Raw genomic sequence first — 25,812 nt, forward strand, 5'->3', positions numbered from 1 at the left:
AATACCGAATCAACTCCTTGAGAACTGTGAAATTAAAGACTGTTGAACTTCAGCCAGCGTAACTTTTTCATTCACCTTTTGTTTGGTGAAATCCCATATACTGTCGATAAATTCCATCGACTCGTCAATTTGAGCATTAGAGCCTCTTTGATAAGCTCCAATATTAATCAAATCCTCTGAATCTTTATAAACGGCCATAAGGCGTTTCACATTCTCCGCTGCTGCAATCTGTTCTTCTGGAGCAATATCCTTCATTACTCGACTTATGCTGGAAAGAACATCTATTGCTGGAAAGTGTCCTTTGTTAGCAATATTTCGATTGAGTACAATATGTCCGTCAAGTATTCCTCTGACTGCATCTGCGATTGGCTCGTTCATGTCATCACCATCAACCAGTACCGTATAGAAGGCTGTTATAGAGCCTGTAGGACCTGTACCGGCGCGTTCCAGCAGTTTGGGTAAGCTGGCAAACACCGAAGGTGTATATCCCCGCATGGCTGGCGGTTCTCCAACTGCAAGTCCAACTTCACGTTGGGCCATGGCATAACGGGTGACCGAATCCATCATCAGCATTACATTAAGGCCACGATCGCGGAAATACTCGGCAATCGTTGTAGCGATAAGCGCACCTTTTATGCGAATCAATGCAGGTTGGTCAGAGGTAGCAACAATTACTACGGATCGCTGCAAGCCCTCTGGTCCCAAATCACGTTCGATGAAATCCAATACTTCTCTGCCACGCTCACCAATCAGAGCAATAACATTTACGTCGGCCGATGTATTCCGGGCAATCATCCCCATCAAAGTACTCTTGCCGACCCCCGAGCCAGCAAAAATACCGACCCGTTGTCCCTTGCCAATCGTTAGCAAACCGTCAATCGCTCTCACACCAATACTGATGGGTTCCTGCACCCGCGGTCTATTAAGTGGATTGGAAGGAATATTAAAGGTAGAGCTATGTGGCATTCGTGCTGGAATGAGAGAGCCATCAAGCGGCTGCCCCAGACCATCCAGTACTTTTCCTAACAATTCAGAACCTACTTGCACGCTAAGCGGCTTACCAGTGCCCACTACATCACAACCAGGTCCAATCGCCTGCAGTTCACCAAGTGGCATCAATAGTACCTTGTTATCACGGAAACCAACGACCTCAGCTTGCAGCGGTTTGTTTCCTTTAGAAGGGTAGATGTAGCATACATCACCTATACTTGCGTCAGGACCTTCCGATTCAACCATTAGACCGATTACCTGCGTCACTTTCCCATTGATCCTCACCGGATCGAGATTACGAAGTTGCTCCTTATAACGGTTGCTATTAAGCATCGTCTTCCCCATTTCTCTGCTCATCGGTGTCCAGCGCAATTCTTACCAGCTCTTTCTTGATCTCTGCGAGCTGTGTGTCGATTCGAGCATCAATGCTGCCAAAGGAAGAGCGGATAACACATCCTTGGTCTTTTACCGTTGAGTCGGGTAAGATTTGCAGTTCGGCCTGTGAATCAACAGCTAGTGATAATTCTTCCCGAGCAGCATTCACAAAAGCGAACTGCGCTGGGGATACACAAAGTGAGATCAAACCCTGTTCTCGCTTACGAGCCAGATTTTTGCGAATTAAGTCCATTGCGAATTGTGGTTCTACCGTTAACTGCTTGTCCACAATTTTCTCTGCAATATCACAGCTTAACTCTACTAAAAAAGGCTCTGCTTCCTGAATAATCACTTCTCTTGCTTTATACGCCTCAGTCAAAACAGCACGCGCTTCTTCCATCATCTCTGCGATCTTATGCTTCATCTCTTCCTCAGCCTGAGAAACACCTTCCTCATAACCTTGCTGATGAGCTTCAGCTTTGATAGCTTCGATCAGATGTTCATCCTGCTCACGCCGTTGTTTCCACCACTCTTCAGCCTCCGCTTTCGAGGACTCTACAATCTGTTCCGCTTCAAGAGATGCATTCCGAACCTGCTCTTCAGCAAAATCCTGAGCGTCCTTAAGCATTTGCTTACGCGTCTCTTCTGCCTCTTCACGTGCGGGATCATGATAGTCAGTCTCGCTTAAAGTCTCCTCGGGAACGGGCTCCTCAGTTAGGCCCGCATATTGCCGGGCCTGTTCCAGTCTCTTAAAGACATCAACCGGAACATACTGGGAGTGTTTGATCAGCTTAGACAATGATGTCATCTCCTCCGCCACGAGCGATGATAATTTCACCAGACTCTTCGAGTCTGCGGATCGTGCCTACAATACGAGTCTGTGCTTCTTCAACATCACGCAGCCGCACAGGACCCATGTATTCCATTTCTTCTCGGAACGTTTCTGCCATACGCTTGGACATATTTCTGAAAATAACATCCCGTACTTCTTCGCTGGCAACCTTGAGTGCAAGCTGTAAATCCGCATTATCGATATCACGAACAATGCGCTGTATTGAACGATTGTCAACATTAACAATATCTTCGAATACGAACATCCGTTTTTTGATCTCTTCGGCAAGCTCTGGATCTTGAATTTCGAGAGAATCCAGAATCGTACGTTCTGTCCCCCGGTCAACCCCATTCAAGATTTGTACAATTGATTCGATACCACCGGCATTTGTATAATCCTGGGTTACTGTAGCGGAAAGCTTCTGCTCCAGCACACGTTCAATTTGCGTAATTACCTCTGGAGAGGTACTGTCCATCACAGCAATTCTTCTAGCCACCTCTGCCTGCTTCTCTTGAGGAAGCGAGGAAAGGATTGCAGCAGCTTGTTCAAATTGCAGATAAGACAATACAAGTGCAATAGTCTGTACATTTTCATTCTGGATAAAGTTGAGAATCTGATTAGGATCCGCTTTTCGTGCAAAATCGAAAGGTCTTACTTGCAATGTTGCAGTCAGACGATTAATGACCTCCATTGCTTTTGTTGACCCAAGCGCTTTCTCCAGAATTTCTTTAGCGTAGTTAATACCGCCTTGTGATATATATTCCTGGGCGAGGCATATCTGATGGAATTCAGACATGATCGACTCTTTTTCACCGCTGTCCACTTTGCGAACATTAGCAATTTCAAGAGTCAGCTGTTCAATCTCCTCGTCTCTTAAATGTTTGAAAATTTGCGCCGATACCTCGGGCCCTAGTGTGATAAGCAGGATCGCAGCTTTTTGACGGCCACTAAGTCCCTGCTGGCTAGCCTTTGCCATTAGTTCACCTCTGTTCGTCTGCAAGCCATGTACGCAGCAGATTTACGAATTCGTCTGGCTTCTTCTTGGCCAAACTTTCCAATTGCTTACGAACTTGACTTTCATTCGTCACGCTCTCCAAGTTAATAGAAGGAAATTCAGTAGGAACCTGCAATGGAATGTCTTCATCTTCCTCTTCCACAGTCTGTTTACGACTCCGGTAGATTAGATATCCTCCACCTGCTCCAACCAGCAATGCTGCTGCTCCGATAGCCCATATCATCCAAGAAGCGAGACCACCTTTAACGGTGTTGGCATCGGTGCCACCAAATTGTTGCGAGTAGACCGAAACCTTTTTGGTCAAATCAGCGTCTGTATATGTAGTACCTGAATCTGCAAGAGAAGCGCGAACAATATTCACCAAAATATTTTGAATTGCAGCTGATGTTGCATCATCTAAACTTTTTTCTCCTGAAGGTGGTTCAACTGCAACATTTATGGTTAAGTCTTTAACAGTATACGGACTAGCAATAACATCTTTAGTAATTCGGTTAACTTCGAAGTTCCTCGTTTCCGAAGATTCCTCCGAGGTAGAAGTATCCGCACCCGCATTAGAAGGATAGCCCGTAACATCTTGAGAACCAGTGCCAGCCACTCCGCCAGTCGTGTTACCTTGACCCGAATACGAATTACTAATTATTTGTGAACTGATCTCAATCCCCCTCATGTTCTCTGTATCCACAGGGGTAACAAGATCTTCCTTCCGGTTTTCCTTGTCAAAGTTCAACTTTGAGAACACAAGAACATCCACTTTATCAGGACCGGTAAGAGTGCTAAGGAATTGTTTCACATTTTTCTTTACTTCTTCTTCGAATTTCTTCTGAAGAGCGAAGTTTTCTTCAACTTGGTTTGTGACACCAGCCTGTCCACCTTTAGCTGTTGGCATTAATTCAATTTCATTATTTGCAATGGTAATGTTGTCAATTGGTAAATTAGGCACAGCAGTTTTCACAAGATTGAAATACCCGTCAATATTGTCTTGGGTAGGTCTAAATCCTGAATCAAATGAAAGCACAACGGATGCAGATGCCTGCTCCTGATCAGCCTGTGAGGCAAAAACTGTCTCTTTAGGCAAATTAATCAGCACTTTTGCATCTTTAATCCCTTGCATACGTCTCATTAACTGTTCAACTTCACCGTTTAATGCATTATTGTACTTCACGTTAAACTCGCTATCTGTTGTACCTATCATTGACGAATTTTCGTCAAAGACTTTATATCCGATAGAGCCACCTTGAACAATCCCCTGAGAACCGATATCCACCTTGACCCGAGCTGCTTCTGTACTAGGTACAGAAATACTCTTTCCATCTTGACTTAATCGGTATGAAACACCTGCTGAATCTAAGGCCTTCATTACTCCAGCCGAATCCGTACTGTCCAAATCTTGAAATGCTACTTCATATTCTGTTTTTGAAAGCTGCATGGTCATAACTACGATTATTATTAGAATGATAAACAATGTTGAAAAGAATAAAATCTTCTGTTTACCACTAAATCTGTTCCAATACAAGAGAACCTTCTCCCGATATTGGGCAAATCTTTCATTCACAGTGTCACCCCATCCGAAACTAAGCTAGGATTTATTATATTTGAGTTCTCATAATTTCTTGATAGGCTTCAATCACTTTGTTCCGGACTTGTGTAGTCAACTGTAAACTCAGTAGAGCCTGTTGGGAAGAAATCATCACTTCGTCAATGTTCACTTCTCCCAATACAAATTTATTACTCATATCCTTAGCTTGTTGTTCCTGATCAGCCACTTTATTGAGCGCATCCTCAAGATAAGAGCCAAAGCTCTCCATCGAATTAGCAGGAGTGGATGAAACTTCGGAAGATGTCGGTTTCATTGCAAGCTGCTGTACAGCCTGAACCCCATTAGATATATTCTGTATCAACTGTTTCCCCCCCTTAAGTTAATTAACATTCATTTATCTACCAATTTCGAGTGCCTTGCTTACCATAGCTTTGGATGCATTAAGCATCGTAACATTGGCATCATAAGAGCGTGATGCAGATAACATATCAACCATTTCTTTGGTAATGTCTACGTTTGGCATATAGACATATCCTTCAGCATCCGCATCGGGATGGCTCGGATTGTATACCGGCTTCAATGGTGAAGTGTCTTCTATGATCGACTGCACCTTAACCCCTTCATTGCTATTATTCATTTTCGAATTTAGTATATTCGAGAATTTATTACTTTCGTTCGTTTCCAAAACAACCAACTTACGTCGGTAAGGAACAGCCTTGCCATCCACCACGGATGCTCTTGTAGTTTCAGCATTGGCTACGTTGGAAGAAATTACATCCATCCGCAACCGTTGAGCCGTTAATGCAGATGCGCTGATCCCAAAACTACTTCCAAAGTTCATACTCTCTTATCCTCCTTGAATTACGGCTCGCATCATCGAAATCTGACTGTTAATCTGTTCAACATAAGAACTATACCTAAGCTGATTCTCTGCGCTTAACGCCATTTCGCGATCTACATCCACATTGTTGTCGTTATTGTTCATAGAGGTAGTTTCATCAGTATTTTCAACAGCAGCGGGAACAATTGTGTTGCTGCCAAATTGATAATGCCGGGTATCCGAAACTTTCGCTCTAAGTGTAGATTGGATTCCACTTTCCTGTTGTTGCAGGATACTTTCGAATGAAACATCAGAACGTTTGAAATTGGGCGTATCTTGATTAGCCACATTATTTGCTAGAGCATTTTGTCGTTTATAGGCAGCATCAATGCCTCCCTGCAATCGTTGAAAACTGACACTATTCAGCAATCCCAAGACAATTCCTCCTTTCAAAGCTATCATAATGAAAAGAATTCCACAACTTCCATCAAAAAACCTGCTTGCTTTCGACAAATAAAGAAAAAAATACTCTAAATTTACGGTATTCCGTCGAACGCTGTCGCAATGAATAACACTTAGCATTTTCACATACATTGATTTTCATTTAATTTGTATATTATTACAATAAGAAATAAGCCCTATCTTTTTAGAAAAGACAGGGCTTTTAGCACTTTATTACTATTTATTTACATTTTAAACTCATTTTTTTCTTTTTAATTGCATGTTTTGACATAATTTTACGTTTTCACGACACCAATTTGTAATTTATCTAATCCGTTATGCCCAAATTCAAAATACATAGATTTTTTGTTTTTTTGTCGCTTTAAAGAATATACTGACTTAAATCACGATCCTGAGCTATACTTGCCAATTTCTCGCGCACATACTCCGGGGTAATAACCATTTTTTCTAAAGTCAGCTCAGGTGCTTCAAAAGAAAGATCCTCTAACAGCTTCTCCAAAATAGTATGAAGACGCCGTGCACCTATATTCTCCATATTTTGATTCACTGAAGCCGCTATTTTGGCGATCTCATGTATAGCATCCTTCTGGAATTCCACTTCTAAATTTTCTGTTTTAAGCAGATTCACATATTGTTTAGTTAAAGCATTCTCTGGTTCCGTCAAAATAGAAACGAAATCCTCTAACGTTAGACTACTCAGCTCTACGCGAATCGGAAAACGACCTTGAAGTTCTGGAATCAAATCTGAAGGCTTAGCAATATGGAAAGCTCCGGCAGCCATAAAGAGTACATAGTCTGTCTTCACAGGACCGTATTTCGTCATAATGGTCGAGCCCTCTACAATCGGCAAAATATCCCGTTGCACGCCTTCACGCGACACATCCGGTCCAGACCCTTTTCCCTGACTCGCTACTTTATCGATTTCATCAATAAAAATAATGCCTGATTGTTCAGCCCGAGTCACGGATTCCTGGATCACATCATCCATATCTATCAGCTTGGCCGCCTCATCCTGAATGAGTACCTTGCGCGCTTCCCGAATAGGAAGCTTACGTTTCTTCGTCCGCTTAGGCAGCAAACTGCCGAACATCTCTTGCATATTCATACCCATCTGGTCATTTCCTTGACCTGCAAACATATCCATCATAGTTGGCGCTGTATCCTCAACATCAATTTCAATGATGTCATCTTCCAGCTGACCAGCTAACAGCTTAAATCTAACCCCACGGCGGCGTTCACTTAGGCTTCCATCCTGCTCAGCGTCTTCTTTAGAGTCCTCTTGGGCAGAATTCCCTCCAAAAATCATCTCGAAAGGATTCTTTTGTGATTTATTTTTGGAAGAGGAAGGGACTAAAATAGAAACAATCCGCTCATTAGCCAGTTCTTCCGCACGATCCTTAACCTTCTCCGTACGCTCAAGCTTCACCATACGAATAGAAGTCTCTACCAGATCACGAACCATAGATTCCACATCTCGACCTACATAACCGACTTCAGTAAATTTAGTGGCCTCCACTTTGATGAACGGTGCATTAACAAGCTTTGCTAGACGCCGGGCGATTTCTGTCTTTCCCACACCTGTAGGTCCGATCATCAAGATGTTCTTAGGAACGACTTCATCACGCAGTTCCTCTGCTAGCAGACTGCGCCGATACCGATTACGAAGCGCAACGGCTACCGATTTCTTGGCTTGCTTCTGACCTACGATATATTTATCCAATTCGGCTACAATTTGACGGGGTGTAAGCGATTGATTCACCATCGTGAATTCCTCCTTGTCTCTATGGCACTGAGTCTATAATTGTTCAACAATAATGTTGGAATTAGTGTACACACAAATTTCAGAAGCTACCTGAAGCGATTCTCTAGCAATATCCGCAGCGGAAAGATTGGGTGCATGACGTTTGAGTGCTCGACCTGAAGCCAGCGCAAAATTACCACCGGAACCAATCGCAAGAACGTCATCATCCGGTTCGATAATTTCACCATTTCCGGAGATCAGGAGCATTCCTTCCTTATCCATAACAATCATCAAAGCTTCAAGCTTCCGAAGAATACGATCTTGACGCCAATCCTTCGCTAATTCAACTGCAGCCCGCTGCAGGTTCCCATGATGCTCCTCCAGCTTGCCCTCGAATTTTTCGAATAGGGTAATAGCATCCGCAACGGATCCCGCAAAGCCTGCTATTACTTGTCCTCTGTACAGGCGACGGACTTTTCTGGCCGTCGTCTTCATAATAACACTCTCTCCGAATGTAACCTGTCCATCACCTGCTATAGCTGCCTGTCCGTTATGTCTTACCGCACAAATTGTAGTCGCATGAAAGCTGGGTACCATGATTGTAAGTTACCTCCTTAAGATGGGCTTTGTTCGCTATCGACAACCTCCGGCTCCGAATAAGCGAGTCCTGTACGGTTGGCATACTCGGCAAGACTGTCCAGAGCGCGATGAGCTAACATTTCATTCTTTTCCTTCTTATTGCGGATCTTCTTCTCTACCTTCGGCAACAGACCGAAATTGGCATTCATAGGCTGAAAATGCTCTGGATCGGCAGAAGTAATATAAGCTGGCATGCTGCCTAGAACAGTATCCTGCGGGAAGATCAGTCCTTCCTGACCGAGTGCTGCCCGTGCAGCATTAATACCAGCTATGAGCCCGGAAGCAGCTGATTCAACATAACCTTCTACACCTGTCATCTGTCCAGCAAAAAAGAGTCTTTCCTTGCCTTTCATCTGATAGGTAGGGTGCAGAAGCTTAGGAGAATTAATAAATGTATTTCTGTGCATCACACCATAACGAACATATTCAGCATTCTCAAGACCAGGGATCAGCGAGAATACACGCTTCTGCTCGCCCCATTTCAAATGGGTCTGAAAACCAACAAGATTGTAAAGTGTGCCGGCAGCGTTATCCTGACGGAGTTGCACAACCGCGTAAGGAAGTTTACCTGTATGCGGATTGATAAGTCCTACTGGCTTCATTGGACCAAATAACGCTGTTTGCTTGCCGCGTTTCATCATGATTTCAATAGGCATACAGCCCTCAAAGTATATCTCTTTCTCAAAATCCTTGAGTGCTGCTGTCTCAGCAGAAATCAACGCATCATAAAACACGTCGAACTCCTCTTCTGTCATCGGACAGTTCAGATAAGCCGCTTCTCCCTTATCATAACGGGAAGCCAAATACACCTTGTTCATATCAATGGTGTCTTTCTCAACAATCGGTGCTGCTGCATCATAGAAGTAGAAATACTCTTCACCCAGCAGCCCTTTTATTTCAGCAGATAATGCCGGTGAAGTTAGTGGGCCCGTTGCAATAACAACAATCCCTTCCTCCGGTATATGCGTAAGTTCTTCATTTATGACTTCCACGAGCGGATGATTATGCAAAGTATGGGTGATCTCACCTGAGAATCCGTCCCGATCTACGGCAAGTGCTCCTCCTGCGGGTACCGCGTGTCGGTCAGCAGCACCTAATACAAGAGAGTTCAAACGTCGCATTTCTTCCTTCAATACACCTACAGCATTTCCTAATCCATTCGCACGCAGGGAGTTACTGCATACCAGTTCAGCAAATTGATTCGTGTGATGGGCTGGCGTCTTTACTACAGGTCTCATCTCATATAATCTTACCGGAACTCCTAGTGATGCTATTTGCCAAGCGGCTTCGCTTCCTGCGAGACCCGCTCCAATTACTGTTACTTTTGCTGTATCTGACACTGTCTTTTTTCCTCCCATAGAGACTATTAATCTGCTAATTCTTCTTCGTTGTCTAGAACCGCCTCTGTATGATCACAAGATGTACATTGTAGCTTGGTTCCTTGCTTATTACGTTTCTCAATCATCCAAGATCCACATGATGGACATGGTTTTATAGAAGGTCTATCCCATGAAACGAAATCACAACCAGGGTACTGATCGCAGCCATAGAAAACACGCCCTTTTTTGCTGCGTCGCTCCACAACCTTACCTTCATGACATTTAGGGCAAGTTACGCCAATATCCTTGATAATCGGTTTCGTGTTTCGGCAATCCGGAAAGCCAGAGCATGCTAGGAATTTCCCAAAGCGACCCAGCTTATACACGAGAGGTTTGCCGCATTTCTCACAGATCTCATCAGAGACTTCATCTTCAATCTCAATTTCTTTCATCTCTTCTTCCGCGAATACCAAACGCTTCTCAAACGATTCGTAAAACTCTGCAAGAACCTTTACCCAGTCTTCTGAGCCCTCTTCCACATGGTCAAGATCCCCTTCCATGTTCGCGGTGAATTCAACGTTTAGGATTTCCGGAAAAAATTGCTCCATCTGCTCTATAACAAGCTCGCCAAGTTCGGTTGGCATGAATTTTTTCTCTTCAATAGCCACATAACCACGCTTCTGGATGGTTTCCAGCGTTGGGGCATATGTACTTGGACGGCCTATACCCAGCTCCTCAAGCGTCTTTACAAGTCTTGCTTCCGTATATCGTGGAGGCGGTTGTGTAAAGTGCTGTTTAGGCTCGATCTCCTGCTTATTTAAAGCATCTCCCGCTTGAAGCGGCGGCAAATACTTGTCTTCATCTGTAGTTCCGTCATCGTTGCCTTCTACGTAAACCTTCATGAACCCGGGGAATGAAACCTTCGAACCAACAGCTCTGAATGTAGCAGTACCTGCAGCAATATCGACCGAAAGCGTATCCAGCAGGGCAGAAGACATCTGACTTGATACGAATCGCTCCCACACTAGCTTGTAGAGACGGAATTGATCACGGCTCAAGAACTCTTTGACCATTTCAGGTTCGCGTAATGCCGAGGTAGGACGAATCGCTTCATGCGCTTCCTGTGCTCCAGCTGCCTTTTTAGAATACTGCCGTGGGGATTCTGGCAAGAACTTCTCACCATACTTAGCTGTTATAAGCTCTTTAGCTTCATCCTGAGCGGTGACAGAGAGACGCGTGGAGTCAGTACGCATATAAGTGATCAAACCTACGGTACCTTCTTTACCGAGTTCCACACCTTCGTATAGCTGCTGTGCAACAGACATTGTCTTAGCGGCACGGAATCCAAGCTTACGGGCTGCTTCCTGTTGTAGGGAGCTGGTGGTAAAAGGAGCCGAAGGATGACGTTGTCTTTCCTTCTCCTTCACATCACTCACCTTAAAAGATGCGTTCTTAATGGCTTCAAGAACCTCCTGAACATCACTTTCCTGGTTCAGTTCTTTTTTCACACCATTCAGCTTATGAAACTTAGCTTCAAAGACGGAATCCCGGATTCCAAGCTTCGCTGTTATGCTCCAATATTCGGTGGGTACAAAAGCGGAGATTTCATTCTCACGATCCATAATGATCTTCACGGCAACGGATTGTACACGTCCAGCAGATAAACCTTTTTTGACTTTCTTCCATAATAGAGGGCTAATCTTGTACCCTACCAGTCGATCCAAAATACGTCTAGCCTGCTGTGCATTCACGAGATCCATATTAATCTTACGCGGTGTCTTAAAAGCATCTTTTACCGCTTGTTTGGTGATCTCATTAAAAACAACTCTGCATTCTTGTGTATTATCTAAATCCAGCGCATGCGCCAAATGCCAAGCAATTGCTTCCCCTTCGCGGTCGGGGTCAGCTGCGAGATAAACTTTTTTAACTTTTTTACTAGCGTCTTTCAATTCCTTCAATATAGATCCCTTACCGCGGATAGTAATATATTTGGGACTGAAATCATTCTCCACCTCAACACCAATTTGACTCTTCGGTAGATCTCTAATATGTCCCATTGATGCCTTTACAATATATTTACTACCTAGATATTTGCCAATTGTCTTCGCTTTTGCAGGCGACTCGACAATAACTAATGCATCTGCCATAGACTCTTCCTCCTCGTTAACACTCGCACCTCTATATTAAATTACCTTATAAATAGCTCCTGGTAATTGTGTTACCGCTTTTTTTATGATTAAAGATAACAGAACTGAATGCAAATGTCCAAAATCCCATCCTGTTCTTACAAGCAGATCGTCCAATATAAAAGGGCCTTGATGCAGTATATGGTATAGGTGAGACTCCTCATTTGTCAATTTCTTTTCAATCATAAAGTCGTCTGCTGTCTGTTCGGTAGTGCTATTATTCCCTGTTTTTATTACGTTTGTCGGCAAATAAGAAGTATATTCTTCTATAATATCTAATCCACTGGTTACCAGCTTTGCCCCCTGCTTGATAAGCTCTAACGCCCCTCTGCTCTTAGGTGATGTAATAGGTCCGGGAACTGCGAAGACATCCCTCCCAGCTTCCAAGGCAGCATCGGCTGTAATAAGTGATCCACTGCGACTGTCAGCCTCCACGACCACTGTCCCCCGTGATAAACCTGCTATGATCCGATTACGCTGTGGAAATAATCCAGGATGACTTTTAGTTCCAAGAGGATACTCTGTAATGACAAGCCCTTCCTGAGAAATACGCCGCTCCAGTTCAATATTCTCAGTTGGATAGACTTTATCCAACCCTGTTGCCACTACCGCTATGGTCCCTCCACCGCTTCTTAGCGCCGCTTCATGACAAATGCTATCGATCCCCCTCGCAAGTCCGCTAACCACCGTTAGACCTGCTGCACTAAGCTCCTCCGCGAGAATCTCCCCTACCTTTCGTCCATAAGCTGTTGGCACACGAGTGCCAACCATCGCCACACTAGGAGTTGATAACAGTTCCAAACGCCCTCGATAATAAAGGATCCACGGTGGCTGTAACGTCTCCTTCAACAAAACAGGATAAGCCGCATCAAACACAGTTACCATCTTCACTGCACATTCTTCCATTAATAAGCGCCTTTTGGCAATCCATTCTAATGTATATATGGAAGCAAGATAATTCGACAGCTTTCCGTTCAATCCGATCGTTTCCCAATCTTTTGCACTACAGGAAAATGCTCGTTCTGACATTAAGCCGGCTCTGCGAATCTTGTCGATACTCTTCCAGCCAATCCCCTCCACTTCATTAAAACCAAACAGCAGATCTTTTTCTTCCATATAAGCTTACTCTCCTTTAATGGAAGGGTTAGCCTTCCCTATTTTGTAACATGAATTAGAGGAATGCAATATTTTCTTGTAATTCAATATTTTTCTATGTTAAAAAACAAAAAAGCAACCTTTTATCCCTTGGATAGGAACAAAAGGTTGCTTACCTCTGAAATAATTATACACGAAAGAAGCCCACTCGCGTAGAGTGAATTCCTTCAATTAAATAAAATAATTAATGCGTTGTAAAAGCGCTAAGAATACCGCGTTCTTCGAGCACACTTACTAGCGTTGAGCCCATTTCGGCAGGTGTAGGAGCAACCTTGATTCCGCACGATTCAAGTACGGCAATTTTCTCACTCGCTGTGCCCTTGCCTCCGGAAATAATAGCACCCGCATGCCCCATACGTTTGCCAGGAGGGGCAGTAGCACCGCCAATAAACCCTACAACAGGCTTAGTCATATGCTCACGAATCCACTCTGCTGCTTCTTCCTCTGCGGTTCCGCCAATTTCACCAATCATGATGACTGCCTTTGTACCCGGATCCTCATTAAAAAGCTTCAGAATATCAATAAACTCTGAGCCTTTAACAGGGTCTCCGCCAATACCTACAGCTGAAGATTGCCCGATTCCACGCGTGGTCAGCTGATGAACAGCCTCATAGGTTAGAGTTCCGCTGCGCGAGACAACACCTACATACCCTGGCATATGAATATAACCCGGCATAATTCCTATTTTGCACTCACCAGGAGTGATAACTCCCGGACAGTTGGGTCCGATCAATACAGTAGAGCGCCCCTCCATATAACGGGACACTTTTACCATATCAAGCACTGGAATCCCTTCGGTAATACAAATCACCAGGTCGAGTTCTGCGTCCACGGCTTCCATTATGGAGTCTGCTGCAAATGCTGGCGGTACATAGATTACACTAGCGGTTGCGCCTGTAGCCGCCTTAGCAGCTACAACAGTATCGAATACCGGAAGGCTAACCTCACTGCCATTTTCAAGCGTGATGTTGACAGATGTTCCACCTTTACCCGGTGTTACCCCTCCAACCATCTGTGTTCCATAATCCAGCGCACCTTTAGTATGGAACAAACCCGTTGATCCTGTAATTCCCTGCGTGATAACTTTCGTATTTTTATCTACAAGAATGCTCATGCCTTAAGTCACATCCCTACTTATATTGTCAAATACGATAACTGGCTTCCTAAATCAGGCCATTATTGCACAAGAGACACAATCTTACGGGCACCGTCCGCCATAGAATCAGCAGCAACAATATTAAGTCCCGATCCAGCCAAAATCTGCTTGCCCAATCCAACATTTGTTCCCTCAAGACGCACAACCAGCGGTTTAGTCAAACCCAGTTGACTAGCCGCTTCTACAACACCGTTAGCGATAACATCACAGCGCATAATACCACCGAAAATGTTAACAAAAATTCCGTTCACCTTTTCATCCGATAAAATGATTTTAAAGGCTTCTGTTACTTTCTCGGTCGTTGCACCGCCCCCTACATCCAGGAAGTTGGCGGGTTCGCCTCCATAATACTTAATAATATCCATAGTGGCCATCGCGAGACCTGCGCCGTTTACCATGCACCCAATATTGCCATCAAGTGCAATGTAACTAAGGTCATACTTCGAGGCTTCGATTTCCTTTAAATCCTCTTCATCCAAATCCCGCAGCTCTAGAATATCTTTATGACGGAACAAGGCGTTGGAATCAAAATTCAGTTTGGCATCCAGTGCCATCACATTCCCATCCGCAGTCACTACCAATGGGTTAATTTCGGCAATAGAGCAATCTTTATCCACGAAAGCTAAATATAGCGCTTGCATGAATTTCACAGTTTTGCCTACCAGCTCATAAGGAATAGAGATACTATAAGCCAGCTTACGCGCCTGGAAAGTCTGCAAACCCACTGCCGGATCAATGATCTCTTTAAAAATTTTCTCCGGATGTGTTGCAGCTACTTCTTCAATCTCAGTACCGCCTTCTTCAGAAGCCATCATGACCACTCGGCCAGTACCTCTGTCAACTACGATACCAATGTAATACTCCTTAACAATTTGACAACCCTCTTCAATGAGCAGTCTTTTTACTACCTTACCCTCCGGTCCAGTCTGGTGAGTTACTAGAGTCTTGCCCAGAATCTCAGTTGCGTAACTACGCACCTCATCGATATTCTTAGCAACCTTTACTCCTCCAGCTTTACCGCGTCCACCTGCGTGAATCTGAGCTTTAACTACAACAACTGGTGTGCTCAGTGACTCTGCGGCTTCTACCGCTTCCTCCACTGTATAAGCTACTTTTCCATTCGGTACGGCTACACCGTACTTCTTAAGCACTTCTTTTCCCTGATACTCGTGGATATTCATAGCGGTAGCCTCCTAAAGTAGCGTGGTGACTAAACAGGCAGCCTGTTGTCATCTCGCTTTCCGTTTTGATTGCCGCGGGGTTAGGGATAGGCTGATGTTATACATGCAGCACTATTCCGGAACCAGCAGAAACTGATCTACCACTCGTAAAAAGAATGGCATTATTTCTGCAAGAGACATTGTGTAAATCTATAAGACTAAGCTTATATTTACCTATACGCCATACAAAGGAACCCAGAATAGTGTAACATGTTTTTAAAACGCTTACCTTAAATATATTCATGATTTGTACACATTTTTTCGCTTGATTTCATGCCGGAATGCGAACGATCGCATTGACTCCTTACTACGCTTACTTTTTACTATCTTGGATATTAGCTTCGTGAACACGATTCAGTAAGTCTTTAAACTGATCAAGTAGCTCTATGGATTCATTATTTGTCAGTGTCGTTTCTTCCATCATTTTGCCGGGAATACACACGGCATCACTTTGAAGTGCCCAGCCTTGTTTCGTTAGTGAGATTAATACCTTTCGCTCATCCTGCATCGAGCGTTCACGTATAATTAGGCCTGCAGCTTGCAAGCGTTTCAATAGCGGAGTCAGCGTGCCTGAATCCAAAAATAACGCCTCACCAATCTCTTTCACTGTACATTGCTGCCGTTCCCATAACACAAGCATTACTAAGTATTGGGAGTAAGTTAAACCAATCTTATCCAAATACGGTTGGTACAGCTTTGTAATCTCACGCGAGCAAGCATAAATGGTAAAACAGAGCTGATTCTCGATCAGCAGCTCTGGGGTTGTAGTCATTTTCTGCATATCTTCTTCACTCATTTTCATATTTATTCACCCGCCTTATCTCTTTATTTTATCATAATTCCCTCATATATCATAATAATAGCAAAAAATTAATTTGACTTTTATATTAATTGTGATAAATTAGATTGTACACAAACTAATTTATGAATAGGAGAGATTTATTATGATGACAATTCAACAAAAGATGTATGAAACCACAGTTAAAGCCGTTGGGGGAAGAAACGGTTATATAGAATCAGAAAGCCCTAAACTCAACCTTACGATCAGTACACCACGTGAAATGGGGGGTGCCGGAGGTGAAGGCACTAATCCTGAACAATTATTCGCAGCTGGTTACTCCGCTTGTTTTGACAGTGCTCTGAACATGGTTGCTCGTCTTGGAAAAGTGAAGATTGAAGGCAGTGAAGTTACGGCTACTGTAAGCTTTGGTAAAGTTGAAGATGGCGGATTCGGCATTGCGGTTAAGCTTGACGTGCTGGTTAAAGGCGTTGACAGAGAAACCGCAGCATCTTTGGTAGAAGCTGCCCATGGCGCATGTCCTTACTCCCGTGCCACTCGTGGCAATATCGAAGTAGAACTGAATGTACTGTAAGAAATTATAGAGAAAAATGTATGTGAAATTTGCTAAACGATCTAACCTTCGTTTGAATACGTGGCATTTCACATTCGAAGTCGCTAACGGACACAGTTGATCTTAAACGCAACTTAATCCCATATTTGGGATGTTATCGGACCTCATAGCAGCTATTGGAAGGAAAACCACCCAATATAACCTTCTTCCGAAGGAATAGCGTCTCCAGCGTCCGAATCTACGCTCCAAGGGCTAAAAACTTGCAAACAACGTCCTCTAGGTCCGTTCCATAAGCATCAGAGCATAATAATGGTTCGGCGGTGCTCGTCACTACCGGTCCATAGTATAGAGCAGCGATTCTCATTAACGGGAATCGCTGCTCTTTTATCTTTATTCCTCCGCTAATACCTGTCGATCCAGATTACGGTATTGCACAGCTTCCGCGAGATGTGCAGAAGAAATATCCTGTGCACCCTCCAGATCAGCTATGGTACGGGATAGCTTAATAATCCGATCATGCGCTCGCATGCTTAGCCTAAATTCTCCAAAATATCATACAGCATTTGAGCACTCTCTCGGTTTAGGCTTGCATATTTCCGAAGGGAAGCACCGGAAAGTTCACTGTTCCATGAAATCGCCAGTCGTTTGTAACGTTTAGCTTGGATGGCCTGAGCAGCCAACACCTCCGCACGCATATCTGCTGACGATAAAACATGCCCCTGCCGATTCCATTCCTTCGGGCGGGGAACATCAACCTGTAAGTCGATCCGATCCAATAATGGACCGGATATTTTGGCTCGATATTGGGCAATCCTTGATGGACTACAGGTACAATTTTGCTGGGAGATACCGCTTCCAAAAAAGCCGCAGCTGCACGGATTCATCGATGCAGCGAGCATGAATTTGGCAGGAAAAGTAAAGGAAGCCCGGGCACGACTTATAGTAACCACCCCATCTTCGAGTGGCTGTCGCAGCACTTCAAGCACATTCCGGGAGAATTCAGGCAATTCATCCAGAAACAGAATACCTCGATGCGCAAGACTTACCTCACCTGGCTTGGGAATACCGCCCCCTCCAATTAATCCGGCAGAAGATATCGTGTGGTGTGGAGAACGAAATGGACGACTTCGCAGCAAACCGTTGTGTGCATCCTTCAAATTTCCAGCCGCACTAAAAATTTTGGTTACCTCAAGTGCCTCACTGTCCGACAATTGTGGAAGGATACTGGGAAGGCGTTTGATCAGCATCGTTTTGCCTGTGCCAGGTGGGCCGATGAGCATAATATTATGCATCCCTGCAGCCGCGATAGTTAGTGCTCTTTTCACATGTTGCTGTCCAAGCACATCACTGTAATCATCCATTATTTCATTCGCTTCGGAAGAAGCAGCCTCAGAATCAGAATATTTAGGGTTATATTTGAGATGCTCTACAGAAAGAACAAGCACCGGAGGTTGTTCTTTTGCCCCCGTCCCCATACTCACGGATACAGGAAAAGGAAGTGGTGATCCTTCAGATTCTACTAGAGGAACTAGCTTATCTATAATCGGACCAAAGCTAGCCACAGATTCAGCAGCATTCGCTAACGCTTGCAAATGGTCGATGGTATAAACATTCATGCCACTGATTAAAGCGGCTTCTGCCGCATTGCCTTGCGGGAGCAGAACGGCTTTAAACCCGCTTTTACGCGCTGCTTCAACCATCGGCAGCACACCCGAAACCGGACGCAGACTGCCGTCGAGCGCAAGCTCTCCAATCAAAAGCATCTCTTGAGCTGAAGGCATAATCAACTGGCCACTAGTTATCAGTATCCCTAAAGCAATCGCTAGATCAAAAGCGGAACCTTCTTTACGCAGGTCAGCTGGAGCAAGATTGATCGTAATACGCTGCTGTGGATAGCGGTAACCGCAATTTTTAACGGCAGCCCTAACTCGTTCAACAGCCTCGCGAATCGCTGAATCTGGTAAGCCAATGATATTCGTCTGCGGCAGTCCATTTGCAAGATCGATTTCCACACCGATCATTACCCCTTCAATCCCATACAGACACGCGCTAAACATTTTCCCATACATAATAAAAACACCTCATCTCCTGAATTACACCCTAATTTGGGGTGTCATAGCTTCAAGAAAAAAGGTGCTTCCTTATTTTCCAAATATATATATTAGCTGTTAAGTACATTATAGAAGTTGTGTCCTAACGCAATCTGTGAGCAATTTATCTTTAGAATAAGAAATTCAAGTTTTACATAAAAGCGAAAGCACATCTCTAAAGACCTACATCAATCCCCTTCTTTAACTACGACCGAGTCCCTAATCTGCTCAAAAGTCAACGGTTTATAGTTCCAATGCTCTACACAAATGTTAAAATGATTGTTTCCCTCATATTTTTGCCCATGAATATGGCCGTGCACATTTACGTAAGGCATATGTTTATTCATGTACATAGGCTCATGTGAGAGGAAAAAGAAATCCTTATAAATCAAAGGATATTCACTAACCTCATCAAAACCTGCCTCAAGCCACCAACTTCGGCTGCGGCCGCGATCATGATTGCCAAGGATCAGGATTTTGTATCCATGCAGTCTGGCCACAATCGCACGAGTTGCCTCCTTATTCAGAAAAGAAAAGTCTCCCAAATGAAATACTTTGTCGTCCGGATTCACTACCGAATTCCAACTTTCAATCATAACTTCATTCATTTGCTCTACATCGTTGAAGGGTCTGGATTCAAAATCAATGATCAACTTATGCCCAAAATGATGATCTGATGTGAAAAAAACCTTAGCCATGTGCACCCTCCTTTTGTTCCTATTCTAATGACAGTATGTATGAAAAAAGCTCCGACTACCCATAAACCCTAGGAAATTCGGAGCCCCGAGGACTTTTCCGCCTAATTTCTCACGAAATTATACGTATCATTCTATGTCATGAGGCGATGACGGAATACCTCTTTATTGTTAATGTTACTTTTCCCAGTCGCGCCGCTTACTCGAACGTTTATTAACATCACTCTGAATCAGTTCAGCTAAAGGAGGCGCCTCCTCATTGTCAATGAGCCAGCCACGCATCTCCTTGATCGCTTCCACCTGTCCATTGCCTTTGTCACGCCATGTAAGCAGTTCAATAACTCTAATTACAAGCGCTAAGAGACTGCTATTGCTGTTTTGCGACTTTTCAGCCCGGATTTTTTGAAATAACGCTTCATTTTCCCAATCTATTAATATTTCCTCCGCTATAGTGGGCCGCATTACCGTGAAGGTCTTATTGCAATTATCGCAACAGACGACAGATATTGGCTCTGCTTTAAATTTCACTTCAATCTTCTGCTGGCAATATTGGCATGTAAAACTAACCTGCATTTCAGAAGGTTTATTCTTCACTAGACAGCCCTCCTCATGATGACATTAAAAAGTTACTCCTAATGTTTACCCATTTCTTTTGAGAAATGACCCACAGTGCGGAAGGTATGTAAAGACTTTTTTATCAGAACAGCAGCAAATTCATAAAGAATCGCATGAGGAAATAGAGTTACTCTTAAAACGCCTCGCGAATATGACTAAGTGAAGCTAGGCTAAGATCGTCATTTAACAAGACGCTAATTACATCAAAAGAAACCCGCCGTTCCTCATAACCCTTCATATGCAAATAAACCTGTGTTGTACTCCGAACCTGGTTTATTTTGCGAGCATTCACCGATTCTTCTGGAGTTCCCTGAAGCAGCTCTCCACTGCGGCTACGAACTTCGACAACAACAATACAGTCTTCACGCTCCGCAATGATATCAAGCTCTCCAGTACGACAACGCCAATTCCGTTCCAATATCATATACCCGCTAGAAGATAGGTACTGCACAGCTCCGTTCTCTGCAGCAGCTCCTTTCTCTTTGCGGTTATAGTATTTTCTTGCATATGGCTCTTTCATTCTTGTCCCCGTTCACCAGCGGAACGATCGCTCTGATACACAAAGCTGAGGATTTCCGCCACCAGCTGATAGAGCTCAGACGGAATCTGTTGGTCCAGATCAAGCTTTGAAAGCACCTCCACGAGGGCTGCATCTTCCTGAACAGCAACCCCGCTCTCCTTAGCCTTTTGCAGAATAAGGTCTGCTATCGCGCCTTGTCCCTTGGCTACTACGACAGGAGCCTCGTTTTGTCCGGGACTATATTTGAGAGCGACCGCTTTTTTGAGCCCTTGTGAAATTGTCTGTACAGGCTCATTCATATACGGTAATCCACTCCTTTGTAAGCCTCAGGAACATAATCAACAAACTTATTAGTATTGGAGCCAGCAAGCTCTTTAGGCAAATTCAATTCTGGCAAGGGTTCGGTTCTTAAACCTGATAATTGATAACCGATGGATTCTACCGCAGTTTTTATATCTTCACGCCGCGTCTCCAGCAGCTCAAGCACCCACGGATGATCATTATGAAGCTTAAGACTAACGATTCGATCTACAACCTGCACATCTACCAATGTCTGCCCTAGCTGCTTCATGTCCAAATCGAACCACAATCGACAGTTAGCTGCATCCAACTCCCCTTTGCGGCCCCGCCTGGACTGGATATGAACCGATGCAGTTTCCTGCCCATCTGGACCTTGCAGCGGCAAGAACAATGTAACCTGCGCGAAGGGAGCAGTCCGATCTGTATTCAGCAGCAGCTGTTGGCCTGTCAGCTGCTGCACTAGCCCGCTCGCGGCATCTTTTACCGCGGGCGGCACCTCGCTGCTGCTCATAAGCTGCAGCAGCACGCCCTTCAACGTGTCCGCAGCTTGCTCCCCGCCGACACTGCCTAGCGCGGCTGCAGCTGTCCCCGCTGCCGCTCGCGCCGTCTCCGCGGCCGGCAAAGCGCCGCCGCGCACGGCCTGCTGCTCGTGCTCCGCACCGAGCAGCTTCAACACCCGCCCCACCCACGACTCCGCATCCGCGGGTGGGGCGGTGTCTGGCTGCACCGGCGAAGCCGCAGCAGCCGTGGTCTCCCCGCGCGGCGCTGCCGGCGCGGGGGCAGGTTCTTGTCCCGCCGCCTCAGCGGGCGGGACGTTCGCGAGCTGCGGCATGCTGCCGCGCAACTCGGTGAGCACGCCCTGCAGCTTCGCGAGCAGGGCAGCCCCGCTAGGCGCAGCAGCTTGGCTTGCTGCACCAGCTTGGCTTCCCGCAGCAGCTTGGCTATCTGCACCAGCTGATCCAGTGGCGCTTGTATTCGCGCCACTGATACTACCCTGCGCTCTATCTTTATTTAGACTCATTTCATTGCCATGAGTTTCGCTCTGATTAGAACTATTTTGATTGCTTACAATTCCGTCCCCTTGCGTGTTAGCAGCACTACTCTGAGTTCCTGAAGCAAGCGTAGAAGTTATTTTCCCAGTCAAAGGTTCACCAGTATTTCCACTCTTCGAGAGCTGAACTACCTCACCAGCCTCTTCGGGGACCACTGGCTTGGCAGTTACAATACCGGTTTCATTCTCAGGAGTTTCAGCTGTACTTGCAGCTGCACTTCCTGATATTTCTGATTTCACTAAATTCAAAGGAATTATTGGTTCATCAGAAATAACTCCGGCTCCCGTTGCCCCTCCTGTTGCAGCAGCACTTCCGCTTGTAGTAGTAACACCAGCACTACCTTCAGCAGGTTTACTTACAGGTTGTCCAGTTCCTTTAATCGATACCTGGTCCATTTCCGCATCAGCATCACCTGCTGATACCACTTCCCCGTTAATCACAGCGCCCGTACCTGTCGTTACAGGAGCATTCAGCTTTCCGGTCGGGGTACCCATTCCAGGTTTAGCTTCGGCTGTTGTTGTTTCTTCACCGGCGACTTGACCTGCCCAAATCGTAATCTGTTCTTCGAGCGCTGACAAAAGCTGATGAAGCTGCGGACCAAAAACCGCCTGCTGCAATCCTTTCACACTTTCAGGGGTAACCGGCAAGCCCCGCTTTACAGAAATGACAGCTGCATCAAGCCATTCTGAGGTCGGCACGCCCGCAGGTTTCGCACTCATTACAGCATCCAGAATCGCCGCTGTCTCTTTGGTAAGCGGAATACCACCCGACTGCATCGCCAACACAATTTCCCGACCCGCTTTGGAGTCAGTAAGCCCAAGCGATTCCAATGCCTCGCCCATGTTTTGCGGGGTGGCTAATACCGTTTCGCCGAGGGAGACCGGCTTCAATACGGGCAATCCGCCTTCTCCGGGTGCTCCAACCTGTAAGTTCAGGGTCTCTCCTGGCAGTAGTGGTGTTTCCAACTCCGCACGAACAGGTGTACCTTGAATCTGCACAACGGCTTCTTTTCCCGAATCCGATACAGACAATACAACACCACGTACAACCTGCCCTTCCTTCAATTCCAAAGACTTGGCTGCTCCCGGTTTATTATCCCCGAGCAATCCACGGATCAATGTTCCGATATTCATACCGTTTCTCCTCCCTCCATTTACTCTCTTCTTACTATATCGGTATTAATCCGACTTTTTTGAGCGGTGAATTTATCCAAGCTTAAACGCCTTTGGCGTCTTTTATATTCTGATATTTCTAAAAAAGGGTTTGCTGTTCAGCAAGAATCTTCCCAATAAAGCTGCGCCGATGCATAGGTGTCGGACCTAACGCCGTAATTTGTTCCCTGTGAAGCTTGGTCGCATAACCTTTATGTATCGCAATCCCATAATCAGGGTATAATTCCTCCCACACCCCTTCACACAGTCTATCTCTTGTTACTTTAGCTATAATCGAAGCTGCCGCAATAGACTGGCTGTTAGCATCCCCTTTTATGATCGCCTGCTGCGGCAACGGAAGATCAACTTTTTCAGCATCGATTAACATATAGTCCGGAGTATGACTAAGACCTTCTACCGCTTTTTTCATCGCCAGACGAGAAGCCTGTTTAATATTAATTTCATCAATCATGTGGGAATCCACATAACCTACACCAATAGCTATCGCCTGCTCCATAATAATCTCGAATAAGGCATCTCTTTTTTTCGCTGTAAGCTTTTTAGAGTCGTTGACGCCATCAATAATAAGCCCTTCCGGCAAAATCACCGCTGCTGCAACAACATCCCCAAACAAACAACCTCTGCCTACTTCATCTACGCCGGCTATACGGCGATAAGACTGTTCCCAGCCCTCTTTTTCATAACTCAACATATCTATCGTACTCACGAATCTGTCACCGCCAATTATAAATTATTCTATAAACTACATAAGTCAGCTTACCATAGTAAAGCCCACATGGTCATGTACAAATAACCATCCAAATCAGCAAAAAAAGAGCCCCCGAAAATTTCCGGATGGCTCTTCCATACCCATTCATTTAAACGCCTTTAAGGTGTTTCCAGCGTAAAACGACCAAGCTTACCTGCCCGCAGCTCATGCAGCAAAGCACGTGAAGCTTTTTCCAGATCAACACGTCCACCGCTAATCAGACAACCGCGTTTGCGACCCACGGCTTCCATAACTGCAACGATCTCATCAGGGTTCTCAAGATCCTCAGGAAGCTTCTCAATACCAAAACGCTCTTGAAATCTGGAACCATAATCCTTGACCAAATACTTCACTGCATAAAAAGCAATGTCCTCAATGTTCAGGATTTCTTCTTTGATCGCACCCGTCACGGCCAAGCGGTAACCCACGTCTTGATCCTCAAACTTCGGCCATAAGATACCAGGAGTATCCAGAAGCTCCAGATTACCTCCTGTTTTAATCCACTGCTGGCCCTTAGTAACCCCCGGGCGATCACCCGTAGCAGCGATACTCTTACCAGCCATTCGATTAATCAGCGTTGATTTACCGACGTTAGGAATACCGACGATCAATGCGCGCATAGCTCGTGGGTTCATTCCCCTTGCGATCTGCCGATCAATCTTTTCCTTCAACAGCAACTTGACCTGCTCCGGAATCTCCTTAACGCCTGTTCCAGTAGATGCGTCCACAGGATGGGCAACATGCCCTTGTTCCTTAAAGTACGCCAGCCACTTCCGAGTAATTTCCGGATCCGCCAGATCCGCTTTGTTCAAAATAATTAATCTCGGCTTGTCCCGCAAAATATCGTCAATCATCGGATTGCGGCTGGAAAGCGGCAGACGGGAATCGAGCAACTCTATAACAACATCAATCAGCTTCAGCTTATCCTCGATTTGCCGCCTAGCCTTCGTCATATGACCAGGAAACCAATGAATGGCCATTGCCGTCACCTCCTTTGACTTCTGTCAACTTAATGGTTAATCAGTGTAATATCTTTTATCGGCCAGAAGATTAAATCTGCACGACCCACAATATCACCCAGCGGCACATAGCCAATCATCCGGCTGTCTGTACTATCCGAGCGATTATCCCCCATAACGAAAATATGTCCTTCTGGTACAGTACCATCCGTGAATTTTTCATTTGGGAAATCTTTATTATTATACAGAGCGTTGTTACTATGCGCAGCATCAATAGCGCCTTGGATGTAAGTCTCGTTAACAACCTCACCGTTAACTGTAACTACATCTCCTTCTACTTTCACAGTATCTCCAGCCACACCAATTACACGTTTAATAAAATCTCTGCCTTCAGATGGCACGTGGAATACAATAACCTCACCCCGCTGCGGAGATCTTATATCGTATAAAATTTCATTAACGATAACACGTTCTCCCGTATGGAAATTAGGCTGCATGGAAGGTCCATCTACAATAAAAGGCTTGAATAAAAGCCAGCGAATCAGTATAACCAGAACTAAAGCAATCGCAATGGCCTTGACCCATTCCAGCACTTCATTTTTCTGTTTACGTGGGTTCTGCTCGCTTGATTCCAAAGTTTCGCTTTGTTCCTGCTGCATAGTTCACCGTCCTCTCTTAATACTACTCTTACTATACAACACAAAAAAACTCCTGCCAAAAACCCCTCCACAGATACTCCTTCAGGAGGCCTTTTCGGAGAAGCTTATCCCCAAGCGTATATGTCACACGCATTGTATACCAAGCTAAAACGCCCTCAGCGTCCTTTTAAGGACGGTATGCGTTTATGCGAGAAATATAAGAA

General features: G+C 45.0%; 24 protein-coding genes and 1 pseudogene. 1 reads left to right on the top strand and 24 read right to left on the bottom strand.

The window, feature by feature from the left end; all coding sequences use genetic code 11:
• Nucleotides 1–9: 9 nt before the first annotated feature.
• The 15 genes from fliI to MHH86_RS18870 all read right to left on the bottom strand — a co-directional run bounded on the left by fliI (nt 10) and on the right by MHH86_RS18870 (nt 16,249).
• Nucleotides 10–1,323 (bottom strand): flagellar protein export ATPase FliI, encoded by a 1,314-nt coding sequence (gene fliI / locus MHH86_RS18800; RefSeq protein WP_036688546.1) that lies wholly within the window; start codon nt 1,321–1,323, stop codon nt 10–12.
• On the bottom strand, nt 1,316–2,164 hold the full coding sequence (locus MHH86_RS18805; protein WP_036688548.1) for a FliH/SctL family protein: 849 nt from the start codon (nt 2,162–2,164) through the stop codon (nt 1,316–1,318). Before MHH86_RS18805 ends, fliI begins: the two co-directional genes overlap by 8 nt.
• Nucleotides 2,157–3,173: a flagellar motor switch protein FliG gene (gene fliG / locus MHH86_RS18810; RefSeq protein ID WP_036688550.1), complete on the bottom strand. Its 1,017-nt coding sequence runs from the start codon at nt 3,171–3,173 to the stop codon at nt 2,157–2,159. The genes MHH86_RS18805 and fliG overlap by 8 nt, the downstream gene beginning before the upstream one ends.
• Before the next feature lie 4 nt (nt 3,174–3,177).
• Nucleotides 3,178–4,764, bottom strand: a complete 1,587-nt coding sequence (gene fliF / locus MHH86_RS18815; RefSeq protein WP_036688552.1) for a flagellar basal-body MS-ring/collar protein FliF — start codon at nt 4,762–4,764, stop codon at nt 3,178–3,180.
• A 34-nt stretch (nt 4,765–4,798) separates the two neighbouring features.
• Nucleotides 4,799–5,110, bottom strand: coding sequence for a flagellar hook-basal body complex protein FliE (fliE, locus tag MHH86_RS18820; protein ID WP_036688553.1), 312 nt, complete (start codon nt 5,108–5,110; stop codon nt 4,799–4,801).
• Nucleotides 5,111–5,143: 33 nt separating this feature from the next.
• Entirely contained in the window at nt 5,144–5,590 is a 447-nt protein-coding gene (gene flgC, locus MHH86_RS18825) for a flagellar basal body rod protein FlgC (protein WP_036688555.1), read from the bottom strand.
• A 6-nt stretch (nt 5,591–5,596) separates the two neighbouring features.
• Nucleotides 5,597–6,004, bottom strand: a complete 408-nt coding sequence (gene flgB, locus MHH86_RS18830) for a flagellar basal body rod protein FlgB (protein WP_036688558.1) — start codon at nt 6,002–6,004, stop codon at nt 5,597–5,599.
• A gap of 388 nt (nt 6,005–6,392) precedes the next feature.
• The gene (gene hslU / locus MHH86_RS18835) at nt 6,393–7,793 is read right to left on the bottom strand and encodes an ATP-dependent protease ATPase subunit HslU (RefSeq protein WP_036688559.1); all 1,401 of its coding nucleotides are present in this window, start codon (nt 7,791–7,793) and stop codon (nt 6,393–6,395) included.
• Nucleotides 7,794–7,826: 33 nt separating this feature from the next.
• On the bottom strand, nt 7,827–8,369 hold the full coding sequence (hslV, locus tag MHH86_RS18840; protein WP_036688562.1) for an ATP-dependent protease subunit HslV: 543 nt from the start codon (nt 8,367–8,369) through the stop codon (nt 7,827–7,829).
• Between the two features lie 17 nt (nt 8,370–8,386).
• Nucleotides 8,387–9,769: an FADH(2)-oxidizing methylenetetrahydrofolate--tRNA-(uracil(54)-C(5))-methyltransferase TrmFO gene (trmFO, locus tag MHH86_RS18845; RefSeq protein ID WP_076100371.1), complete on the bottom strand. Its 1,383-nt coding sequence runs from the start codon at nt 9,767–9,769 to the stop codon at nt 8,387–8,389.
• Between the two features lie 8 nt (nt 9,770–9,777).
• Nucleotides 9,778–11,877, bottom strand: a complete 2,100-nt coding sequence (topA, locus tag MHH86_RS18850) for a type I DNA topoisomerase (protein WP_036688567.1) — start codon at nt 11,875–11,877, stop codon at nt 9,778–9,780.
• A gap of 36 nt (nt 11,878–11,913) precedes the next feature.
• Nucleotides 11,914–13,032: a DNA-processing protein DprA gene (gene dprA / locus MHH86_RS18855; RefSeq protein ID WP_036688568.1), complete on the bottom strand. Its 1,119-nt coding sequence runs from the start codon at nt 13,030–13,032 to the stop codon at nt 11,914–11,916.
• A 223-nt stretch (nt 13,033–13,255) separates the two neighbouring features.
• Nucleotides 13,256–14,185 (bottom strand): succinate--CoA ligase subunit alpha, encoded by a 930-nt coding sequence (sucD, locus tag MHH86_RS18860; protein ID WP_036688571.1) that lies wholly within the window; start codon nt 14,183–14,185, stop codon nt 13,256–13,258.
• Nucleotides 14,186–14,247: 62 nt separating this feature from the next.
• Complete coding sequence (gene sucC, locus MHH86_RS18865; RefSeq protein ID WP_036688573.1) at nt 14,248–15,408, bottom strand: ADP-forming succinate--CoA ligase subunit beta; 1,161 nt, start codon at nt 15,406–15,408, stop codon at nt 14,248–14,250.
• A gap of 352 nt (nt 15,409–15,760) precedes the next feature.
• Nucleotides 15,761–16,249: a MarR family transcriptional regulator gene (locus MHH86_RS18870; protein WP_235219564.1), complete on the bottom strand. Its 489-nt coding sequence runs from the start codon at nt 16,247–16,249 to the stop codon at nt 15,761–15,763.
• A gap of 142 nt (nt 16,250–16,391) precedes the next feature.
• On the opposite strand from MHH86_RS18870, the gene MHH86_RS18875 reads away from it, so the two are divergent.
• Nucleotides 16,392–16,820, top strand: coding sequence for an organic hydroperoxide resistance protein (locus MHH86_RS18875; protein WP_036688575.1), 429 nt, complete (start codon nt 16,392–16,394; stop codon nt 16,818–16,820).
• 369 nt (nt 16,821–17,189) lie between these two features.
• Here the strand turns inward: MHH86_RS18875 and MHH86_RS18880 are convergent.
• From MHH86_RS18880 to lepB, 9 genes and pseudogenes are all read right to left on the bottom strand, one after another.
• A pseudogene (locus MHH86_RS18880) lies at nt 17,190–18,868 on the bottom strand (YifB family Mg chelatase-like AAA ATPase).
• Between the two features lie 209 nt (nt 18,869–19,077).
• On the bottom strand, nt 19,078–19,587 hold the full coding sequence (locus tag MHH86_RS18885; protein WP_036688580.1) for a metallophosphoesterase: 510 nt from the start codon (nt 19,585–19,587) through the stop codon (nt 19,078–19,080).
• A gap of 174 nt (nt 19,588–19,761) precedes the next feature.
• Complete coding sequence (locus MHH86_RS18890) at nt 19,762–20,178, bottom strand: hypothetical protein (protein ID WP_051491578.1); 417 nt, start codon at nt 20,176–20,178, stop codon at nt 19,762–19,764.
• Between the two features lie 154 nt (nt 20,179–20,332).
• Complete coding sequence (locus MHH86_RS18895; RefSeq protein WP_036688582.1) at nt 20,333–20,719, bottom strand: YraN family protein; 387 nt, start codon at nt 20,717–20,719, stop codon at nt 20,333–20,335.
• Entirely contained in the window at nt 20,716–21,018 is a 303-nt protein-coding gene (locus MHH86_RS18900; RefSeq protein WP_036688584.1) for an EscU/YscU/HrcU family type III secretion system export apparatus switch protein, read from the bottom strand. Before MHH86_RS18900 ends, MHH86_RS18895 begins: the two co-directional genes overlap by 4 nt.
• Entirely contained in the window at nt 21,015–23,204 is a 2,190-nt protein-coding gene (locus MHH86_RS18905) for a flagellar hook-length control protein FliK (protein ID WP_036688585.1), read from the bottom strand. The genes MHH86_RS18900 and MHH86_RS18905 overlap by 4 nt, the downstream gene beginning before the upstream one ends.
• A gap of 118 nt (nt 23,205–23,322) precedes the next feature.
• Nucleotides 23,323–23,934 (bottom strand): ribonuclease HII, encoded by a 612-nt coding sequence (locus MHH86_RS18910; protein WP_076179938.1) that lies wholly within the window; start codon nt 23,932–23,934, stop codon nt 23,323–23,325.
• A 176-nt stretch (nt 23,935–24,110) separates the two neighbouring features.
• Nucleotides 24,111–24,971 (bottom strand): ribosome biogenesis GTPase YlqF, encoded by an 861-nt coding sequence (gene ylqF / locus MHH86_RS18915; protein ID WP_036688587.1) that lies wholly within the window; start codon nt 24,969–24,971, stop codon nt 24,111–24,113.
• A 29-nt stretch (nt 24,972–25,000) separates the two neighbouring features.
• Nucleotides 25,001–25,609 (bottom strand): signal peptidase I, encoded by a 609-nt coding sequence (lepB, locus tag MHH86_RS18920; RefSeq protein ID WP_036688589.1) that lies wholly within the window; start codon nt 25,607–25,609, stop codon nt 25,001–25,003.
• Nucleotides 25,610–25,812: the final 203 nt, after the last annotated feature.

It is taken from the genome of Paenibacillus sp. FSL F4-0097 (assembly GCF_038593125.1).
GTDB classification, from domain to species: domain Bacteria; phylum Bacillota; class Bacilli; order Paenibacillales; family Paenibacillaceae; genus Paenibacillus_AQ; species Paenibacillus_AQ odorifer.

Bases quoted from the DNA above. Each gene is read 5' to 3' on its own strand.
- sucD (WP_036688571.1), bottom strand. From the start codon at position 14,185: ATGAGCATTCTTGTAGATAAAAATACGAAAGTTATCACGCAGGGAATT.
- MHH86_RS18900 (WP_036688584.1), bottom strand. From the start codon at position 21,018: ATGAATGAGCCTGTACAGACAATTTCACAAGGGCTCAAAAAAGCGGTC.
- ylqF (WP_036688587.1), bottom strand. From the start codon at position 24,971: ATGGCCATTCATTGGTTTCCTGGTCATATGACGAAGGCTAGGCGGCAA.
- MHH86_RS18895 (WP_036688582.1), bottom strand. From the start codon at position 20,719: ATGAAAGAGCCATATGCAAGAAAATACTATAACCGCAAAGAGAAAGGA.
- MHH86_RS18870 (WP_235219564.1), bottom strand. From the start codon at position 16,249: ATGAAAATGAGTGAAGAAGATATGCAGAAAATGACTACAACCCCAGAG.
- lepB (WP_036688589.1), bottom strand. From the start codon at position 25,609: ATGCAGCAGGAACAAAGCGAAACTTTGGAATCAAGCGAGCAGAACCCA.
- fliG (WP_036688550.1), bottom strand. From the start codon at position 3,173: ATGGCAAAGGCTAGCCAGCAGGGACTTAGTGGCCGTCAAAAAGCTGCG.
- trmFO (WP_076100371.1), bottom strand. From the start codon at position 9,769: ATGGGAGGAAAAAAGACAGTGTCAGATACAGCAAAAGTAACAGTAATT.
- MHH86_RS18885 (WP_036688580.1), bottom strand. From the start codon at position 19,587: ATGGCTAAGGTTTTTTTCACATCAGATCATCATTTTGGGCATAAGTTG.
- fliI (WP_036688546.1), bottom strand. From the start codon at position 1,323: ATGCTTAATAGCAACCGTTATAAGGAGCAACTTCGTAATCTCGATCCG.
- hslV (WP_036688562.1), bottom strand. From the start codon at position 8,369: ATGGTACCCAGCTTTCATGCGACTACAATTTGTGCGGTAAGACATAAC.
- sucC (WP_036688573.1), bottom strand. From the start codon at position 15,408: ATGAATATCCACGAGTATCAGGGAAAAGAAGTGCTTAAGAAGTACGGT.
- topA (WP_036688567.1), bottom strand. From the start codon at position 11,877: ATGGCAGATGCATTAGTTATTGTCGAGTCGCCTGCAAAAGCGAAGACA.
- MHH86_RS18875 (WP_036688575.1), top strand. From the start codon at position 16,392: ATGATGACAATTCAACAAAAGATGTATGAAACCACAGTTAAAGCCGTT.
- hslU (WP_036688559.1), bottom strand. From the start codon at position 7,793: ATGGTGAATCAATCGCTTACACCCCGTCAAATTGTAGCCGAATTGGAT.
- dprA (WP_036688568.1), bottom strand. From the start codon at position 13,032: ATGGAAGAAAAAGATCTGCTGTTTGGTTTTAATGAAGTGGAGGGGATT.
- MHH86_RS18910 (WP_076179938.1), bottom strand. From the start codon at position 23,934: ATGTTGAGTTATGAAAAAGAGGGCTGGGAACAGTCTTATCGCCGTATA.
- flgC (WP_036688555.1), bottom strand. From the start codon at position 5,590: ATGAACTTTGGAAGTAGTTTTGGGATCAGCGCATCTGCATTAACGGCT.
- MHH86_RS18905 (WP_036688585.1), bottom strand. From the start codon at position 23,204: ATGAATATCGGAACATTGATCCGTGGATTGCTCGGGGATAATAAACCG.